Raw genomic sequence first — 18,981 nt, 5'->3', positions numbered from 1 at the left:
TTCTCAATAGTAATGGTGTACCCAAATGCATAATGCATTTTGTAGTTTTTAAAGAACGTGCCTTCAAAAGTAGTTTGAACTGAAATTTTTATGCCTTTAGTAACCTGTGTTATCATCATATTTAATATGTAAATACGCTTTGTGCTATTAATATGGTTATCGCTAATGCTCCTAAGATAAAAAATATTGTGTTTAGGAAAAAATACTTTATAACCGTTTTAACTCTTCCTTGTTGATAGAAATTGCGCATTGCTTTGTAAAGGTAGATAGCGAATATTAAAATAAATAATCCTTCACTACTAATATTGAATACTGCATTGATCAAATTGCTAACAATGAGCAAGATAAATAATAATGACTGATTGTGAAAGCTAAAGATTAAATGATCGGTATAAGTGTATTTTTTTCTGATATAGACCAACCAAATGAAAAAAGAAAAGAACGGAAGAAAGAAAAATGTGGTGAAAGGTAATTTTGAAATTAGAGAACTTAAAAATGACCCAGGTCGCTTATCTATTTCAATAATGCTCGTTGCTAGATTAAATGCCATTTCATTTTCATTGCTGGACGGTATGTTAAATTTTGTAGTGCCCTGATCAAAATAATAAATGGTATCGTTTCTTATGACAGTATTAAAAAAGTCAACTTTTTCAATAAATCGACTTGTTAGACTACTGGTGTCTATTTTTTTAAAGTGTAATTCGGGATCGGATAGTATAATAGAGTCTTTTTCGTTGATTCTATTTTTAATAAAACTATTAATATTAAAAGAATCTAGTTGTGCGCGTGCTAGCTTTTTTTCTTCTTCGTTTTCAAATTCTATTTTGTTGAATTCGTTATTTAAATCAAAAACTGGATTTTTATTAATAGATCCGAACTTATTGAAAGATTCAAATTCGTTATTGAAACTTATAATTAAAAAATAGATTATGGCTAAACTTAAGAGAAAGCGAAAAGGGTTGGTGTAAGATAGGCGCCTGCCGGAGATATATTCTTTTGTTATTTTACCTGGTCTTAAGAGTAGAGCGGTTAAAGTTTTCCATAATTTAGAATCGTAAGAAAAGTAATTTGCTAAAAACTCTTCAAAAAAATCTAAAAGAGTAAGTTTTTTTGTGCTGTTGGCTTGTGAGCAATTAGGGCAGTATTTGTCGCTTAATTCCAGCGGGTGACCACAGTTTAAGCAGTCTACACCTCTGTATTTTAGTTTAAATCTACCTTTTTGTTGAATGGTTGGTTTGTTTTTCATAGATGATGAAAAACGTAAATATACATCTAGTTGGTGATATTTCTAGAATTGGCAGAGCCAATACCTATAATACTATCGTACATATCTCCAAAGTTGCGATAATATACCAATACTAAGTAGGTGTTTTCGGTGAAATGAAAGTTGCCTCCAACATCATTTAATTTAATATCGTCTCCGCTTTTAACAGCGTATTTGTAATTGTAAAAACCTTGTTTCATTTTTAAGGTAGCCTCTAACATACCATTCTTCTCGTTGTAGACCATTTTGTTTTCGTCAGTTAGCGCATAGTTATTGAATTTGCCAAAAATATATACATCATCTAGGGCAATATATTCAGTGTAAGGAAGGCTAAAATAGACATTGGTGTATTCAGCTTCTCTAGAGGCATTGTCGCCTTGCAGCGTTCTAACGACAAAATCACCATTAATATCAGGAAAATATGTGTAAGGCTTGTCGTTTCTGAAATCGTCTGAAAACAAGTAGTGATTATATAGATCAGTAAGGTCAATGCTAGAAATCTGTGAACTGGGAGCTCGCAAATCACTCGTATCAAATAGTAAAAATTCGTTACCACCGTAAAAAGCAGTTTCTTGATCGTATTTATATACAAGCTCACTGCCCATTGTGTATTGAGGGGCAATGTTAGTAATGGCAGTTGGCCAATAATGATTTTGTAGTATGGCTACTTTTACTTCTTTCTTTGGGTTGATTAATCTTAATGAGCCAGAAGTGATGCTAAATTGTACCACTTGTTTTTCGTTGATGAAATTAAAATCTCTAGAACGCTTTACTTCGGTAGCGACCGTTACTATATCCTTATATACTACAAATCTTCTAGAGAACTGTAGCTCATTGTAGCTATTGTATATTTCTATTAAATAGTTGCCGCTTACTTTTAGCCTAACATTGTCGTTGGGTATGGTCAGCTGGTAGTTGGAATAAGCTTGTAAGGTGCTGTAACTGTTTTCATAGTCCGTTATGCGCTGGTTGTCAACACCGTCTATGTATTGAGATTTTAATAATGAAGATGGTGTCCAATCATAATTACAATGAATTACTTTATAATAGTAGTCTTGCTCGTTTGCTAGAATGTCATCGAATTCTAGGTAGAGGGGCTCTCCTATTTTAATTACAGGAAATTGATCTTCCGTAGGTCCTTTAAAAACGATGGACTTAATATTTTCTGGCGGATTTTTTTCTACTTGTACTTGGGCGACTAAATTTTGCAAAAATAATAGACAAATAAAATGTTTGAAGAAAATGCGCATTATACCCTGTTTTTTTTGAGTAAAGGTAAACAAAAAGGATGCCTAAAAAATATAGCTCGTTCTATTGTCTAATTTATGTGACAATAATTATGAAAACGAACTTTTTGTACTTAAATTTGCTCAAATTTTGATAACCTAAAGGTCTAAACGCACATGTCAAAAGACATTCGAATTAAGAAAGGGCTCAACATTAACTTGGTGGGCGCCGCAGAACAGACTACTTCAAAAGCTGTTTTAAGTAATGTTTACGCAATACAGTTAAGTGATTTTCACGGAATTACTCCAAAAATGATGGTAAAACAAGGTGCCGAGGTAAAAGCGGGAGAACCTTTGTTTTACAACAAAAACATGGAAAACATGCTTTTTGTTTCTCCGGTAAGTGGTGAGCTTATAGAGATTGAAAGAGGAGATAGAAGACGTATTTTGACCTTAAAGATATTAGCGGATAAAACTCAAGAACCATTTTCAGGTACGGCATTAGATGTTGAAAAAGCATCTAAAGAAGAGTTGAAGGCAGTTTTGTTGAAAAGTGGCTGTTGGCCATTTATTAAACAAAGACCTTATGATGTAGTTGCTAATCCTGATACTACGCCTAAATCTATTTTTATTTCTGGTTATTCAAGTGGGCCTTTGCAGGCAGATTTGGATTATGTTTTACAGGGTAAAGAAAAGGAATTGCAAACTGCAATTACTGCTTTGGGTAAACTAACACCTGGTAAGGTTCATGTTTCTGTAGGTTCTGGTAAGTCGCCTTTATCTTCAATGAACGGGGTTGAGTTGCATAATGTTTCTGGGCCACATCCTTCAGGTCTGGTAGGAACACAAATCAATAAATTAGATCCTATTAACAAAGGAGAGTTGGTTTGGACGGTAACTCCGCAAGATTTAATTATAATAGGTGAGTATTTATTGACGGGTAAGTTTAATGCAGAGCGCACAATAGCTCTTGCAGGTTCTTCGGTTAAGGCGCCTAAATATTATACAACTAAAATAGGTGCTGAAATTTCTACCTTTTTATACGCTAGTGGTGTAAATGAAGAAAATTTCAGAGTAATAAATGGAGATGTGCTTACAGGTTCTAAAAGTAAGCCAGATGGTTATTTAGGATATTATAATAATACGGTAACAGTTATTCCAGAAGGAGACGATTATGAGTTGTTTGGATGGAATAAGCCAGTTTTTGATAAAATTTCGGCAACAAGAGCATTGACTTTCTCTTGGATGCAACCAAATAAGAAATACGATTTAGATACCAATACCAACGGTGAGCATAGAGCTTTTGTGGTAACGGGACAATATGAAAAAGTTTTTCCGATGGATATTTTTCCAATGCAGCTATTGAAAGCGTGTATGGTGAAAGATTTGGATGAAATGGAGCAATTAGGTTTGTATGAAGTAGCTCCAGAAGATTTTTCGTTAACTGAGTTTATATGTATTTCTAAACAACCGCACCAGAAGATTATTCGTGAGGGGTTAGATTTATTGCAAAAAGAAATAGGATAAGAAATGAGTTTAAAAAGCAAATTACACGAACTTAAACTGAAGTATCAGGGTAAGAAAATGGCTCCTGCCTTTAATGCCTTTCATACTTTTTTGTTTTCGCCAGATGAGACTACTCATGCAGGTGGTACACATGTTAAATCAGCAGATGATTTAAAGCGTACAATGAACACGGTAATAATGGCATTGGTACCAGTGCTAATATTTTCTATGTTCAATGCAGGCTACCAACATTATTCTGCTATAAATGGTTTTCCGGCAGATTTTTCTTTAATGAACGATTTCCTTACTTGGGATAATTTCTGGATCGGTATAATAAAGGTATTGCCATTAGTGGTGGTTTCTTATGCGGTTGGTCTTATTGTAGAATTTATTTTTGCAGTAATCAAAGGTCATGAAGTAGAAGAGGGTTACTTGGTTACAGGTATGTTAGTACCGTTAATAGTACCTGTTGATACTCCGCTTTGGATGTTATCTGTAGCGGTAGTTTTCGGTGTGGTTATCGGTAAAGAAGTTTTTGGAGGAACGGGAATGAATATTCTTAATCCTGCTTTAACAATTAGAGCATTCTTATTCTTCGCTTACCCAACTTGGATGAGTGGTGATAAGGTGTGGGTTTATGGTGCACGTGAGCGTTCAGAAGAAATACTTGCTGGTGCAAACGTTGATGCAATATCAGGTGAAACTATCTTAGGATATTTAGCTCAGAATAAAGGAGCTGAAATGACATATTCTGTTTCAGACATGTTCTTTGGTTTTATACCTGGTTCTGTTGGTGAAACATCGGCATTCCTAATTCTTTTAGGAGGTTTGTTTTTGATATTTACAAAAATTGCTAGCTGGAGAATAATGGTAAGTGCTGTTATCGGTTCATTGGTAATGGGCTTAATTTTTAATCAAGTAGTTGATTTTGGTTGGGTAGGCGAATCAAGCAAATTTTATGGTTTAATGAGTTTCGATTTTTGGAAACATTTAATCGTTGGTGGTTTGGCGTTCGGTATCGTTTATATGGCTACCGATCCTGTTACCGGTTCTCAAACAAATAAGGGTAAATGGTATTACGGTTTCTTTATTGGGTTTATCTCGGTAATGATTCGTGTTTTCAACCCGGCATATCCAGAAGGAGTATTCTTGGCAATATTGTTAATGAATGTATTTGCGCCAACAATTGATCACTATGTGGTTAGGGGTAATATTAAGAGAAGAATGAACAGATTAAAAAATGCAACTATCTATCCAAAAGATTCAGATGGTAAGGCAGAAGAACTTAAAGCGGAAACAGTTTAATTATGGCACTAAAGACAGATAGTAACGTTTATACAGTGGTTTTTGCTGCTGTTATGGTTGTGGTAGTTGGGTCAATACTTGCATTTTTGGCTTCATTTTTAAGCCCTAACATTAAAGAAAACGAGCGTTTTGAAAAACAGCAGAACATTCTTTATGCAATGGGTGTAAATGAAAATGGTGATGATACCGGTAGTGTAAATTTCATCCCCACAGATGTTGTAGAAGATGAGTTTGCAAGTTATATCAAAGAGCAATTGGTTATACAAGGTGATAAAATCACTGAGGATAACGAAGCTTATTTAATTGATTTGAAAAAGCAATTAGCTGCAATGAAAAAAGGTGAGGATTATAAATTACCTGTATTTATTGGAGAGAAAGATGGTGACAAGTTCTACATTGTTCCTATGTACGGTAAAGGTCTTTGGGATGCTATATGGGGTTTCATTGCTTTAGATGATTCTATGACGGTACAGGGTGTATATTTTGATCATAAAGGTGAAACACCAGGTTTAGGAGCCAACATTAAAATGCGTTATTTCATGGACGATTTTAAAGGTGAAACTATTTTAGATGGTACTAAATATGCTGGTATATCCGTAGCAAAAGGTAATAATGACCCTTTGAACAAAACAAAAGATGATAATGAAGTAGATGCCTTGGCTGGTGCTACTATTACAGGTAACGGTGTTACGGCTATGATTAGTGAGACCGTTAAATTATATAAACCTTATTTAGAAACAATTAGAGCAAAGTAATATGGCACTACTATCAAAAAAAGATACAAATCTTATTACAGATCCGTTAGCGGACAATAATCCTATTACTATACAGGTATTAGGTATTTGTTCTGCATTGGCAATTACTGCAGAGTTAAAAGCATCCTTAGTAATGGCTGTTTCGGTAATGTTCGTTTTAGGAGCGGGTAATGTGGTAATCTCTTTAATGAGAAATATCATTCCTTCAAAAATTAGAATTATTGTACAACTTATTGTTGTGGCAACATTAGTAATTATTGTAGATCAGGTACTAAAAGCTTTTGCTTATGAATTGAGTAAAACCTTAGCGGTATTTGTTGGTCTTATTATTACCAACTGTATTATTATGGGTCGTTTTGAGGCGTTTGCATTGGCAAACGGACCTTGGCGTTCATTTTTAGATGGTATTGGTAACTCTTTAGGTTACGGTGTAATCTTGATTATTGTTGGTTTTTTTAGAGAACTATTAGGTTCTGGTACCTTATTCGGTATTCCGGTTTTAGGAGATCCAATCGAGAAAACAGGTTTATACGCTACGGGTTATGAGAATAATGGTTTTATGATTATTCCACCTGCGGCATTAATCGTAGTTGGTATCATTATTTGGGTACAACGTTCAAGAAATCCTGCGCTTGTAGAAGAAAATTAAACGACATTTAAGTAGAAATTATGTTAGAACATGTAGAATTATTTTTTAAGTCCATCTTTATCGATAACATGGTATTTGCCGTGTTCTTGGGGATGTGTTCTTATTTAGCGGTATCCAAAAAAGTGGCTACTGCAGTTGGTTTAGGTGCTGCTGTTATATTCGTATTGGCTGTAACCGTACCAATGAACTGGTTGCTAGATAAGTATTTGTTGCAAGACGGAGCCTTAGTTTGGTTAGGACCTGAGTATGCAGATTATAATCTTAGCTTTTTATCCTTTATCTTATTCATTGCTACCATTGCAACAATGGTACAGTTGGTAGAGATAGTGGTTGAAAAATTTTCTCCTTCTTTATATAACTCGTTGGGTATATTCTTACCGTTGATTGCAGTAAACTGTGCAATTCTTGGTGGTTCTTTATTCATGCAGGCAAGAGAGATAGAAACTTTTGGTTTAGCCTTTAATTACGGTGTAAGCTCTGGAATCGGTTGGTTCTTGGCAATTTTAGCAATTGCTGCCATACGTGAAAAAATTAGATACAGTAATGTTCCTGCTCCTTTAAGAGGTTTAGGTATTACATTTATAATTACTGGTTTAATGGGTATTGGTTTTCAAAGTTTTGGTGGTATGTTAACTGGTGGCGGTGAAGAAACCGAAGAGGCTAACGAGCAAGTAAATCAGGTAATTCAACCAGAAATGGTGACTCCTGTAGAAGAAGTAGTAGTAGATAAGAACGAAGAAATTGACGAAAAGGTGATTTCTTATAACGACGTAAACAAATAAATATGATTTTAGCTGCAAGTACTGGCGGAACAATACTAATAACTGTTGTCGCATTTCTAATACTGTTGATGGTGTTAGTGGCATTGCTTCTGTTTACCAAACAAAAACTTTCTCCATCTGGTCCAGTGACCATTACTATTAACGGGGAAAAGAAAATTGAAGTTGCTTCTGGTGGATCTTTATTATCTACTTTGGGTAACCAAAAAGTGTTTTTACCATCTGCCTGTGGTGGAGGTGGAACATGTATTCAATGTGAGTGTCACGTACTTTCCGGTGGAGGTGAAGCTTTACCAACGGAAACACCACATTTCTCTAAAAAAGAATTGAACCACGGTGCGCGTTTAGCTTGTCAAGTTAAGGTGAAGCAAGACATGGAGATTACCATTCCTGAAGAGGTTTTCGGAATTAAGAAATGGCCTGCAAAAGTGGTTCGTAATTATAACGTTGCTTCTTTTATTAAAGAATTTGTAGTTGAGATTCCTGAGGATATGGGCTACAAAGCTGGTGGTTATATTCAAATTGAAATTCCTGAGTGTGAGGTTAAATATTCAGATATTGATATTACAGCACACCCAGAGGAGCATGAAACTCCGGATAAATTCCAAGCTGAATGGGATAAATTCAACCTTTGGCCTTTAACAATGAAGAATCCTGAAACGGTTGAAAGAGCGTATTCTATGGCTTCTTTTCCTGCAGAAGGTAGAGAGATTATGTTGAATGTACGTATTGCTACTCCACCTTGGGATCGTGCTAAGAATGGTTGGATGGATGTGAACCCTGGTGTTGCATCATCTTACATTTTTAATCTTAAACCAGGTGATGATTGTACTATTTCTGGACCTTATGGTGAATTCTTTATCAATGAGTCAGATTCAGAAATGTTGTACGTAGGTGGTGGTGCAGGTATGGCACCAATGCGTTCTCATTTATATCACCTTTTCAAAACATTGAAAACTGATCGTAAAGTGACCTATTGGTACGGTGGTCGTTCAAAAAGAGAATTATTCTACCTAGATCACTTTTATAAATTAGAAGAAGAATTTCCTAATTTTAAATTCTATTTGGCACTTTCAGAGCCTCAAGAAGAAGATAATTGGAAGGTGAAAGAGAATATAGACGCTCCTGGTGATGGTTTTGTTGGTTTCATACACAATTGTGTAATTGATAATTATTTAAGCCTTCATGAGTCTCCTGAAGATATTGAACTTTATTTCTGTGGTCCGCCATTAATGAACAAGGCAGTTCAGAAAATGGGTGAAGATTTCGGTATCCCAGATGAGCATATACGTTTTGACGACTTTGGAGGGTAAACCTTATTAAGTCTTAGAATTCATAAAAACTAACCGATATGTAATGTATCGGTTTTTTTATAAAAAATAGTTAGCATGCATGTATTAACAGAACAAGAACTTCATAACTTGGCAATGAATATTGTTGGTAAGCAGTTAGAGGAAGCAGGTTTTGAATTTTTAGCCGTAAATAGTGAATTACGTAAAAACCCACAGTTTGTCTGTACAAAAGATAAAAAAATGCGCTTTGTAGTCGTTAAGGCAATTGAATACCCTGGCGACCCAAAGGATATGGATTTTTTTATGTCGGATCTAAAAAAAATGAAGGATCACGCCATAAAATTTGAAGCTACTACATTTTATGCTGGTGTAGGGTTGGTCAATGCTACTGACCATAATTTGCCAGTTTATTTAGATGAGGAATATATTGTTGATTATGATGGTTTAGTAGAGATATGAGGAGATATATTATAGTGATGTTTTTGGCGATTGGTTTGTTTCAATCATGTAAGGAGAATAGTAATGGAGTTAGAAATGAAAATGCAGGTGGTGCTTTAGGTACTTCTTACAGCATCATTTCAATTACTCCTGATAAAATGGATTTACAACAAGATATAGATTCTGTTTTTGCGGTAATCAATCATTCTTTATCTACCTATATACCTGAATCTGATATTTCTAGAATAAATAATGGTGATAGTACGGTAATAGTAGATAAGATGTTTAAGGAGGTGTTTGATCTGTCTAAAACTATACACCAAGAAACCAATGGATTCTTTGACCCTACAGTTGGTACTCTTGTAAATGCTTGGGGATTTGGTCCTGAGCAAAAAATTTCAATGGATAGTCTAAAAATAGATAGTTTGTTGAATTTCGTTGGTCTGGATAAAATTACATTAGATGATAACAATCATTTAATAAAAACAAACCCAAACATCTATTTAGATTTTAATGCCATTGCAAAAGGGTATTCAATAGACAGACTTGCAGCCATGTTAGACGCTAAAGGTATTGATAATTACCTAATAGAAGTAGGGGGAGAATTAGTGGCAAAGGGTAAAAATACCATCAAAAATAAATCTTGGGTAGTAGGTATAGATGACCCTCAAATGCAAGTAAATAGGTCTAGCAAAATATTGATTAATTTAAACGATAGGGCATTAGCTTCTTCGGGTAATTATAGAAAGTTTAGAATAGACGAAGAAACAGGTAAGAAATTTGTTCATACCGTTAATCCGAAAACTGGATTTACGCAATTGTCAAACACACTTGCTGTAACCATTTTAGCTGATAACTGTGCAACTGCAGATGCATATGCAACGGCTTTTATGGCTATGGATATAGATGAAGCCTTTAGGCTTATTAGTAAAAATAAAAGGTTAGAGGCTTACATTATTTATTTAGATGAGAATGGAAATACGCGGGAATATTTAACTCAAGGGTTTAAGACACTTGTGGTAGATTAATTATTTCTTCACTAGGGGGATAATCTCACCAGGTGCTAAACGGTATCTATTGATTTCCTCTTGATTTAATAGTTTTGTGAAATCTATTTCTTCTACCTCAAACCCTATGCTTCTTAGTTTGTTGAAATAGTCTCTACCGTAAATACGCACATGATCGTATTGACCGAATATTTTGGCGCGCTCTACCTTATCGGTTATACTATCGTCTTCAAAAGTTTCTTCCCGGCTTAGGTCTTGAGGAATTTGAAAAATACCCCATCCGCCAGGTTTAAGAATACGATATAGTTCAGACATTGCTTTAGTGTCATCTGGAATGTGCTCTAAAACGTGATTACATAAAATGACATCAAATTTATTATCCTCAAAAGGAAGGTTGCATATATCTGCTTTAACGTCTGCTAAAGGTGAATTTAAATCTGTGGTGACGTAATTTAGATTGCTTAGTTTTCTAAATCTTTTATAGAAAGCTTGTTCTGGTGCAAAATGCAACACATGTAGATTGGCCGTGAAAAAATCTGTTTTATCTTTTAAGAATAACCACAGTAAACGATGACGTTCTAAAGATAGGGTAGAGGGGGAAAGTACATTTTCTCTAGGACTTTCATACCCGTAAGGTAAAAAGCTTCTAAAAGTATTCCCGTCAATAGGGTCTTCATACGTGTTGCCTCTGTAATATGCTTTAAAAAAAGGTTTGACCAGATAGCTAAGTGAAATTAATACAGGCCTTGGAACAAGGTTAAGAAAAAATTTAAAAATTTTCTTCATCTGTATTTTCTAACTTTTAAGGGTAGATGAAGTAAATTCATCTTCCTCGTCACTAACGATACCTAAAGCTTCATAAATATATTTAAAAGTTGAAAGTAATTCTGGTTTTCCATTTACTATAGCAACATCATGTTCAAAATGAGCACTAGGTTTGCCGTCTGCCGTAAGAATTGTCCAACCATCTTTAAGTTGTTTTATATTCTTAGTTCCCATGTTGGTCATTGGTTCAATGGCAACGGTCATTCCTTCAGCAAATTTCTTGCCTCTACCGCGTCTACCGTAATTTGGCATTTCAGGACCTTCATGCATTTTTCTGCCTAGACCATGACCTACTAATTCACGAACAACACCATAGCCGTGATCTTCGGTGAATTTTTGAATAGCATACCCAACATCTCCCACACGATTACCTGCTTTAAATTCGCGTATGCCAATATATAAAGATTTTTTAGTAACCTCTAATAATTTTTTGATTTCAGGACTTACTTCACCTACTTCAAAAGTATAGGCATGATCTCCATAAAATTCATTTTTTAGAGCTCCACAATCAATTGAAATAATATCACCCTCAACTAAAGGTGTGTTATTTGGAATACCATGTACTACTTGAGCGTTAGGGCTCATACATAGAGAATTTGGAAAATCATACAGTCCCAAAAAACCTGGTACGGCACCATGGTCGCGAATAAATGTTTCAGCCAAAGCGTCTAATCGGAGTGTGGTAACTCCTGGTTTTACCTCAGAGGCTATCATTCCTAATGTTTTAGAAACGATTAATGCGCTTTCACGCATTAATTCAATCTCTTCGGCTGTTTTTATTTTTATCATAAAATATTATCCTTAAAAATGAGTCTAAAATTTACACCAATGAATTTTGGGTCATAAATTCCGATTTTTCTACACCCATTAATTTTAAGATAGTTGGTGCTATATCTCCTAAAACACCATCTTTAATTTGGTGAATATCTTTATCAACTAAAATTAATGGAACAGGGTTGGTGGTGTGTGCCGTATTTGGCGTACCATCTTCATTGACCATTGTTTCACAATTACCATGATCGGCAATAACGATTACAGAGTAACCTTTTTCTATAGCGGCAGTGATAACGTCCTTAGCGCATTCATCTACCGTTTCGCAAGCTTTTATAGCAGCTTCCATAACACCTGTATGACCTACCATGTCAGGGTTTGCGAAGTTTAAACAAACAAAATCAACGTCTCCTTTTTGAATTTCAGGTATGATTTTATCTCTAATTTCATATGCACTCATTTCTGGTTGAAGGTCGTAAGTGGCAACTTTTGGCGACGGACATAAAATACGAGATTCGCCTTCAAAAGGAACTTCTCTACCACCGTTAAAAAAGAAAGTAACGTGCGGGTACTTTTCTGTTTCGGCAATACGTATTTGTTTTTTACCTGCATTCGCTAAAACCTCACCTAAGGTTTCAACAATATTATCTTTATTGTAAACAACGTGAACGTTGTTGTAAGACTCGTCATAATTAGTTAGTGTAACATAATACAAGTTAAGTTTATGCATGTTTTGTTCATGCATGTCAACTTGACTTAATACCTGTGTTAATTCTCTACCACGATCCGTTCTAAAGTTAAAAAAGATAACAACATCGTCTTCTTTTACAGATGCTACAGGTGTACCATCTGTATTGGTCATGACAATGGGTTTTATAAACTCATCTGTAATGTCGGCATCGTAACTTTTTTGAATAGTTTTGCCAATGTCAGTAGATTTTTCACCTTCTGCATTTACAATAACATCATAGGCTTCTTTAACTCGTTCCCATCTTTTATCACGATCCATTGCGTAATATCGACCTATAACGGTAGCTAGTTTAGTATTTTTATCAGCACTATAGTGTACAATATCCTCTAAAAAACCTTTTCCACTTTTAGGGTCAACATCTCTACCATCTGTAAATGCATGTAAATACATGTTCTCAACTCCAGATTCTTTACCAGCAGAAATCAATCCTTTAATATGATTAGTATGGCTATGAACACCACCGTCACTTAAAAGACCTAAAAAATGAACATCTTTATTGTTCTTTTTAGCATATTCAAAAGCATCTTTTAGAACAGGTTCTGAACTTAAAGTATTCTCCTTAACCGCTTTGTTGATCTTAGCTAAATCTTGGTATACGATTCTACCGGCACCTAAATTCATATGACCTACTTCGCTATTGCCCATTTGTCCTTCAGGCAATCCTACATTCATACCATCTGTAAGGAGGTTAGAGTTAGCGTATTTGGTATATAAACTGTCTATAAACGGAGTATTAGCTTTATCTACGGCAGATACTGATGGGTTAGGAGATTTACCCCAGCCATCTAATATCATTAAGATTACTTTTTTGTTCATCTTCTTAAGGTTTTAGGAGTACAAAAATACTATGTTCTACCTAGTTAAGCTACTAGATGACCTACCTTTTTTAATTTGAAGGCATAACGCAACATTTTTTCAATTTGGGTGAAGATTTGTTTGTTAAATTTTAGTTATAACATTGTTAAAGGATGAAACAATTGCTGCTAACTAGAGTCTTTTAAATGTACACTATTGTACTCATCAATTAAAATCAATCATCATGAAAAAAGTAATTCTAACATTATCTATGGTAGCTCTTACCATGGGAACTACAGTAATGGCAGCAGAAAAGACAAATCTTTCAACAACAACGAATATTGATTTCGTGTCTAGAGTAGATATTAGCTCATTTTGTAAGGCGGTTATAAAGGGCGATTTGGAAACCGTGAGTCGTTTAATAGATTTAGGGGAAGATGTAAATCAAAAATCTTTGGGAATGACACCTGCAATGTTTGCTGCGCGATACAATAAAGTTGAAGTTTTACAGCTTTTGATTAAAAATGGAGCTGATTTGAAGATGCAAAGCAGTCAAGGGCATACAGCAAAACGTTATGCTGAATTATCTAATGCTGCCGAAGCTTTAGAATTGATAGAAACCTCAGTAGGAAGTTGAGTAAGTTTTAAAAGATTCATACTGGTAAGACCATAACCCTATAGCCCAAATTACACGTAAATCTGGTTGTAGGGTTTCTTTATGTTTAGTAATTGTTAAATATTTACTATTTATTTCTTAAATCATATAATTTACATAATTAGATGTGTAAATTTGCGTTATCAATAAAATCATAACTAAAAACAACATAAAAATTATGAAAAATTCAATTTCAATTTTATTATTGATTAGCGTATTTACATTAACAGGGGTTTATGCAAATAATGCTAATCTTATCAATTTAAACGAATCAACAGCTGTTTCGGTCAATGATGAAATTAGTTCATTGTGCAAGGCGGTAATGAAAGGAGATGTTGACCAAGTAAGAAGTCTTATCGCTATAGGCGAAGAATTAAACGAAAAGTCTTTAGGGTTAACACCTGCAATGTACGCTGCCAGATATAATAAGGCAGAAGTGTTGAGAGTGTTATTATTAAATGGTGCTAATTTAAATATTAAAAGCGACCAAGGTTATACTGCTAAAGATTATGCTAAGATGTCTAATGCAGAAGATGTATTAAATGTGATTAAGCAAGATTCTTAATTTAAAGAACAAACAAAAAAAAAGACCCATTGAAATTTCAATGGGTCTTTTTTTTTTTACTAATAATCCTACTCCAAATAGTGTTCAGGTAAAAGAGTAAAACGCATTAAAAATCAAATCCATTTGCTGCTCTGACAACAAATGCATACAGTGCCGAAAATATCATTAGGGCACAAAATACAGAGTAGACTTTTAAAAATGTAACCAATATCATTGGTCTACAGTTTTCAAACGCCTGCACGTATAAGTTTCTGAAATGTGTAATTGTTCCCATTATAGTGTTCTTCTATGATTAAATCATAGCTATAAAGGCAAATTATAAATGGTAAAATAAGCTTGGGACTCCGCCAAATGTACATAAATATAAGTGCCGCGTATAGTCATCTAGACCAACTGTACAAAAAAACCGATTAACCTTGGTTTTGGTATTTGTTTATCGCTTCTTTTATTTTTTCAATTCTATTTTCTGGGTCAGGGTGGGTGCTCTGAAACTCAGGAGTACGATTGGGTCCACCAGCGGCTTTTAAAATTTCCATTACCTTAATCATTTCATAAGGGTCATAACCAGATTGAATCATAAATAAAACGCCTAGTTCATCACTTTCCAATTCGTCACCACGACCATTTTTTAATAAAGTATTCTGACCTATACTTCCTAAAATACTACCCATGTCTCCAGCACCTACGGTAGCTCCCATGGTAGCGGTTTGCCATGTTTGGCTGTCTGCTATTCTTTCTGCTGAATGTCTACCTATGACATGACCTATTTCATGACCAAGAACTCCTGCTAATTGAGCTTCGTTCAGTTGAGAAAATAAGGCGTAAGTAATAAAGCATTGTCCGCCAGGTAAAGCAAACGCATTTATAGTCTGGTCATCAGCCAGTAAATGAAAATCATACTGATATGGAGTTTCTCTTGCAATACTATTTTGCACTAATTTATTGCCTACAGATTCTACAAAAGCCTGCAACCGTTGGTCAGGGTAAAGCCCGCCATGTTGCTGTGCCATTTCTGGAGCACTTTGTAAACCAATGGCAATTTCTTGATCAGAAGACATGGTAATATGTTGTGAGCGACCTGTGTAAGGGTTCTCTTCGGTATTGCTGCATTTTTGTATAAATGCAAAGGCAACAATGGCCAAACCAATAAATATTCTAATTTTCCAACTTCCTCTGCTCATGGTAATGTGTTATGGTACAGGTTGTAATGTACAAAATGCTTATAACAAATTTCTATTGATGTCTAATATATTATTTTGAATGTAGGATTTTAAAAAGTTCATTGTAAAATGTTCTGCCCCGTAATAATCTTCTCTAATTATAATTGAAGCGACGTTTTTGCTTCTAAATTGTTCAAGCATTGGTATTGATAAAGGGGCGTAGCTGTAATGCCATGGTTCATATTTAAAACCTCTTCTTTTTGGTTCATCCGTATAAACTAGAAAGAAACCGTAAGTTTCAGAATTTTCGTCCATCCATTTTTTAAAGTCTACATAAGGACCATCGCCTTCGTATTTGTGAGGAACCAAAACATCACCATTTACTTTTCTATAGCCATCTAATACGTCAATGTCAGTACCCCAGTGGTGTCTGCTAGTACCAGGTATGGTAGAGTATTCTATGATTTTGTTGATTGCATCTGTAGGATTCATGCCATCATCGTCTGTATATTTTAAATACTTACGCTCAAAAATAGCAGCTTGTCTATCATAACTTCTGAAACTTGATACTATTTTTAGGTCAATACCATCTTTATAGGCAGCTTTCTTCATCTCAAGAAAAGCATCATGGGCTTCTTTTCGAAGGTTAATGCCTTTGCCGTACAACTTAATATCTTCTTTACCCATAAGTTCTAAAATACCGTACTCGGTTTCTTCTTGAATAAAGAGATTAGGCGCAAGGGTAAGGGCTAAAGCTGCCGAACTACTTCTATTGATAAATGTTCTTCTCTGCATAATTGTATGTTGTGTTTTTAAATGCAAAAGATTTGCCAAACTATTCTAAAAGATAAAAACTTTTGAAAGTTGTAAATCATGCAATATGAAGTAAAAATAATGAATATTGATCTTAATAGATTTTATGATACATATTCTTCGTTAAAAAAATGAAACTTACCATGAAATTCATTTATTGATATTAACTCTAAAAATGATATTACAATGATGTGTAACAATAGAAATTTCCGATAAAAGTTTTATTTGAAATATGCTTACCTGGTCAAGTATAAAAATCCTTGATAATTTAAATCATCTTCAGGAATGTAAATGGTATAAAAATAAACACCGGTAGGTAAACCTTCTGCTTCTCCAAACGGTACATTATCTTGGTTGGAAAACCCGATAAATTCATCTAGATAGTCTGTTTTTTCAAAAACTTTTAGTCCGTAGCGGTCATAGATCTGTAGAAAGTTACTGTCGTATTCTTCTAGTTCTTCTATGTAAAAATTGTCATTAACACCGTCTCCGTTTACGGAAACAAAGAAATTGTCTATAAAAAGAACATCTCTAGCTAAAGGTTCAAACGGAGTTTTAGAAGATCCAAGTGTAATGGCTTCGTAATCATCTGGTATAAATGACTCTGTAGTTACAAACCCTTCGGATAAGGTGCCTACAGGTACACTACCTACTAAATTTACCCATTGTTGTGATGCTTTGCTAAAACCTACGGGTATAACTTCATCAACATTATCTGTTAAACTTTCTACGGTGCTGCGAACATTCCAGCTTAGCGTAACCGTTGAAGGAACAGTGCCTTCTAGTCTCCAAAACTCGAATGTATTAACCAGTTCTACATCTAAATCTGTTGCATTGGTATTGTACGAAGTAAGTGGTGCGGGTGCGTTATTGGGACTTTCATAATAATAGGCGCATTTTGCAAATAGGTTAACGCTTTCTGAATTGATGATGAGTGGTCTTAAATACTGCACATCACCTACTGGGAAACCAAAATTCTGCTGATTGGTAATTGCTGCATAGCCTTCAATTTTACTAAAATCATTTTCGCCACTATAAAATGAATTATCTACGAAATTGTAAAAAATGTCTGGTTGTGCGGTAGGAGTGAGAATGCTACCAAAAATGAAATTGGTGTTATTGGTATTATCCATACCAAGATTTAGCTGCATATTGTTTTCTAAAGCAATTTCCATATCATGAAACTGCGGAGTAACAGTGCCCGAAACTGTTATAAGCTCAGAACCATAGAAACCTGCAAGCCCAAGATTGTTGTCCATAGGCGATTCATTAATGAGGTTGGTGTGAAAACCAATTTGCCCACCTTGGTGAATACGTAAGTTGCCGTTATTATATAGTGCTGTTTGGGCAGAAACAGTTACCGCAAACAGTAAGAAAAATATGTGTGTGTATGTTTTCATTAGTTGTTCTGCTTTTCTAATAACATGGTTTTAATCTCTGCCATTTGCGCTTTTAAAGCCTCTAATTCTGTACTCATGTTAGTATTGGCGCTCTGTAATTCTTTGATTTTCTTTTCTTGCTCAATGGTGTGCAAAAATAGTTCTTCTATTTTTTCTAGGTTTACTCTAGATGCTTCACCTAAATCCCAAAAACCTTGCTCTTTAATTGCTGCTGCAGATTTGATACCGGGTAAGTGATTGTTCTCTTTAACAAAGGCTTCAACTTTAGCTAAACTTTGAAACTCATAATCAGCGTTTAAAATGGAACTACCTAAGAAATATTTTTGGAATACGTAATCGGGTACGGTTGTTAATGTTCCCGAAGCAGTTATTGCTCCTTCTGCCCTGATGTCGCCATCAACGTGAAGTCTTGAGTCGATTGTTGTTCCTGTTGCAAAATCTGGACCAATTCCAACAAATTGTGAAGGATTTATTGTGATAGCCTCAGTTCCTCCAGTGGCAAGCCTTAGCCAGTTGACTGGGGCATTTCCGCCACCGGCTACACCTCTAAACATACCAGTGTCCGTATCATTTGTAAAGCTATATGATGGTTCGCCTGGGGTACCGTTGGAATTTGAATATCCTTGAGATCTGACCTCTCCTGTTACTTCCAATTTATTTCGTGGATTATTGGTTCCAATTCCAAGTCGATTTAATGTGTTATCCCAAAATAATTCAGTTTCGTCAACTTCAATGGCATTTGAACCATCAGAAAAAAGAATTGTTCCTGCTATCGCATTAGGTACGTTACCATTATCCGTTCCTAAATCCCAAGTTGATGTTACGTCGTTCCACTTCAGAATTTGATTATTTGTAGTTCCCGGGATAATATCCAATGCTCCTGAAGTTGCATTTTGAACAAGTCCATTTCCAGCAACATTAGCCGCAATCATCGTATTTTCAATTGCATCTGCTGAAATCGTTAAAATCCCTGCATTATCAATGGTTGCATCACCAGTGATTGGTTGTGGTGTTGCTTCATTGGT

20 protein-coding genes and 1 pseudogene are annotated in these 18,981 nt (G+C 35.0%); 10 read left to right on the top strand and 11 right to left on the bottom strand.

The genetic code is table 11. From position 1 onward, the window contains the following. The 3 genes and pseudogenes from ABJI11_RS04840 to ABJI11_RS04830 form a co-directional block, all read right to left on the bottom strand. Nucleotides 1-116 (bottom strand): annotated as a pseudogene (locus tag ABJI11_RS04840) (Co2+/Mg2+ efflux protein ApaG); the annotation flags it as partial. 5 nt (nucleotides 117-121) lie between these two features. Then, nucleotides 122-1,246 (bottom strand): DUF3667 domain-containing protein, encoded by a 1,125-nt coding sequence (locus ABJI11_RS04835; RefSeq protein ID WP_348349928.1) that lies wholly within the window; start codon nucleotides 1,244-1,246, stop codon nucleotides 122-124. Nucleotides 1,247-1,272: 26 nt separating this feature from the next. Next, entirely contained in the window at nucleotides 1,273-2,514 is a 1,242-nt protein-coding gene (locus ABJI11_RS04830; RefSeq protein WP_348349926.1) for a DUF5103 domain-containing protein, read from the bottom strand. 153 nt (nucleotides 2,515-2,667) lie between these two features. On the opposite strand from ABJI11_RS04830, the gene ABJI11_RS04825 reads away from it, so the two are divergent. From ABJI11_RS04825 to ABJI11_RS04790, 8 genes are all read left to right on the top strand, one after another. Continuing rightward, nucleotides 2,668-4,017, top strand: coding sequence for a Na(+)-translocating NADH-quinone reductase subunit A (locus ABJI11_RS04825; RefSeq protein ID WP_348349924.1), 1,350 nt, complete (start codon nucleotides 2,668-2,670; stop codon nucleotides 4,015-4,017). A 3-nt stretch (nucleotides 4,018-4,020) separates the two neighbouring features. Beyond that, a complete protein-coding gene (locus tag ABJI11_RS04820) occupies nucleotides 4,021-5,301 on the top strand; it encodes an NADH:ubiquinone reductase (Na(+)-transporting) subunit B (protein ID WP_276494760.1) in 1,281 nt (426 codons plus the stop codon). A 2-nt stretch (nucleotides 5,302-5,303) separates the two neighbouring features. Next, nucleotides 5,304-6,056 (top strand): Na(+)-translocating NADH-quinone reductase subunit C, encoded by a 753-nt coding sequence (locus tag ABJI11_RS04815; protein ID WP_276494761.1) that lies wholly within the window; start codon nucleotides 5,304-5,306, stop codon nucleotides 6,054-6,056. 1 nt (nucleotide 6,057) lies between these two features. After that, complete coding sequence (locus ABJI11_RS04810) at nucleotides 6,058-6,705, top strand: NADH:ubiquinone reductase (Na(+)-transporting) subunit D (protein WP_276494762.1); 648 nt, start codon at nucleotides 6,058-6,060, stop codon at nucleotides 6,703-6,705. Nucleotides 6,706-6,725: 20 nt separating this feature from the next. Beyond that, nucleotides 6,726-7,487 carry an NADH:ubiquinone reductase (Na(+)-transporting) subunit E gene (nqrE, locus tag ABJI11_RS04805; RefSeq protein ID WP_276494763.1) on the top strand — a complete coding sequence of 254 codons (762 nt, stop codon included), beginning with the start codon at nucleotides 6,726-6,728 and terminating at the stop codon, nucleotides 7,485-7,487. A 2-nt stretch (nucleotides 7,488-7,489) separates the two neighbouring features. Next, on the top strand, nucleotides 7,490-8,797 hold the full coding sequence (gene nqrF / locus ABJI11_RS04800) for an NADH:ubiquinone reductase (Na(+)-transporting) subunit F (RefSeq protein WP_276494764.1): 1,308 nt from the start codon (nucleotides 7,490-7,492) through the stop codon (nucleotides 8,795-8,797). 75 nt (nucleotides 8,798-8,872) lie between these two features. After that, the gene (locus tag ABJI11_RS04795; RefSeq protein WP_036156123.1) at nucleotides 8,873-9,235 is read left to right on the top strand and encodes a hypothetical protein; all 363 of its coding nucleotides are present in this window, start codon (nucleotides 8,873-8,875) and stop codon (nucleotides 9,233-9,235) included. Further along, on the top strand, nucleotides 9,232-10,242 hold the full coding sequence (locus ABJI11_RS04790) for an FAD:protein FMN transferase (protein WP_348349921.1): 1,011 nt from the start codon (nucleotides 9,232-9,234) through the stop codon (nucleotides 10,240-10,242). The genes ABJI11_RS04795 and ABJI11_RS04790 overlap by 4 nt, the downstream gene beginning before the upstream one ends. Here the strand turns inward: ABJI11_RS04790 and ABJI11_RS04785 are convergent, their stop codons facing one another. Genes ABJI11_RS04785 through gpmI form a run of 3 tightly spaced genes read right to left on the bottom strand, consistent with a single transcriptional unit; the run spans nucleotide 10,243 to nucleotide 13,384 of the window. Continuing rightward, nucleotides 10,243-11,007 carry a methyltransferase domain-containing protein gene (locus ABJI11_RS04785; protein ID WP_348349919.1) on the bottom strand — a complete coding sequence of 255 codons (765 nt, stop codon included), beginning with the start codon at nucleotides 11,005-11,007 and terminating at the stop codon, nucleotides 10,243-10,245. 9 nt (nucleotides 11,008-11,016) lie between these two features. Beyond that, nucleotides 11,017-11,835, bottom strand: coding sequence for a type I methionyl aminopeptidase (gene map, locus ABJI11_RS04780; protein ID WP_348349917.1), 819 nt, complete (start codon nucleotides 11,833-11,835; stop codon nucleotides 11,017-11,019). A 31-nt stretch (nucleotides 11,836-11,866) separates the two neighbouring features. After that, the gene (gpmI, locus tag ABJI11_RS04775) at nucleotides 11,867-13,384 is read right to left on the bottom strand and encodes a 2,3-bisphosphoglycerate-independent phosphoglycerate mutase (protein ID WP_348349915.1); all 1,518 of its coding nucleotides are present in this window, start codon (nucleotides 13,382-13,384) and stop codon (nucleotides 11,867-11,869) included. A gap of 223 nt (nucleotides 13,385-13,607) precedes the next feature. Between gpmI and ABJI11_RS04770 the strand changes: the two genes are divergently transcribed. Then, on the top strand, nucleotides 13,608-14,000 hold the full coding sequence (locus ABJI11_RS04770; RefSeq protein ID WP_348349913.1) for an ankyrin repeat domain-containing protein: 393 nt from the start codon (nucleotides 13,608-13,610) through the stop codon (nucleotides 13,998-14,000). A gap of 196 nt (nucleotides 14,001-14,196) precedes the next feature. Next, nucleotides 14,197-14,583, top strand: a complete 387-nt coding sequence (locus ABJI11_RS04765) for an ankyrin repeat domain-containing protein (protein ID WP_348349911.1) — start codon at nucleotides 14,197-14,199, stop codon at nucleotides 14,581-14,583. Between the two features lie 106 nt (nucleotides 14,584-14,689). Here ABJI11_RS04765 and ABJI11_RS04760 read toward each other — a convergent pair whose 3' ends face one another. The 5 genes from ABJI11_RS04760 to ABJI11_RS04740 all read right to left on the bottom strand — a co-directional run. Then, on the bottom strand, nucleotides 14,690-14,857 hold the full coding sequence (locus tag ABJI11_RS04760) for a DUF6747 family protein (RefSeq protein ID WP_348349909.1): 168 nt from the start codon (nucleotides 14,855-14,857) through the stop codon (nucleotides 14,690-14,692). 136 nt (nucleotides 14,858-14,993) lie between these two features. Continuing rightward, the gene (locus tag ABJI11_RS04755) at nucleotides 14,994-15,764 is read right to left on the bottom strand and encodes a M48 family metalloprotease (RefSeq protein ID WP_348349907.1); all 771 of its coding nucleotides are present in this window, start codon (nucleotides 15,762-15,764) and stop codon (nucleotides 14,994-14,996) included. Between the two features lie 39 nt (nucleotides 15,765-15,803). Further along, entirely contained in the window at nucleotides 15,804-16,538 is a 735-nt protein-coding gene (locus tag ABJI11_RS04750; RefSeq protein ID WP_348349905.1) for a M15 family metallopeptidase, read from the bottom strand. Nucleotides 16,539-16,792: 254 nt separating this feature from the next. Next, nucleotides 16,793-17,956, bottom strand: coding sequence for a gliding motility-associated C-terminal domain-containing protein (locus tag ABJI11_RS04745; protein ID WP_348349903.1), 1,164 nt, complete (start codon nucleotides 17,954-17,956; stop codon nucleotides 16,793-16,795). Next, a partial coding sequence (locus ABJI11_RS04740; protein ID WP_348349901.1) for a hypothetical protein occupies nucleotides 17,956-18,981 on the bottom strand: 1,026 nt, incomplete at its 5' end. The genes ABJI11_RS04740 and ABJI11_RS04745, both read right to left, overlap by 1 nt.

It is taken from the genome of Maribacter sp. (assembly GCF_039968975.1).
Classification (GTDB): Bacteria; Bacteroidota; Bacteroidia; order Flavobacteriales; family Flavobacteriaceae; genus Maribacter.
The sequence above is the reverse complement of the archived record's forward strand: the minus strand, read 5'-3'. Positions and strand labels throughout refer to the sequence as shown.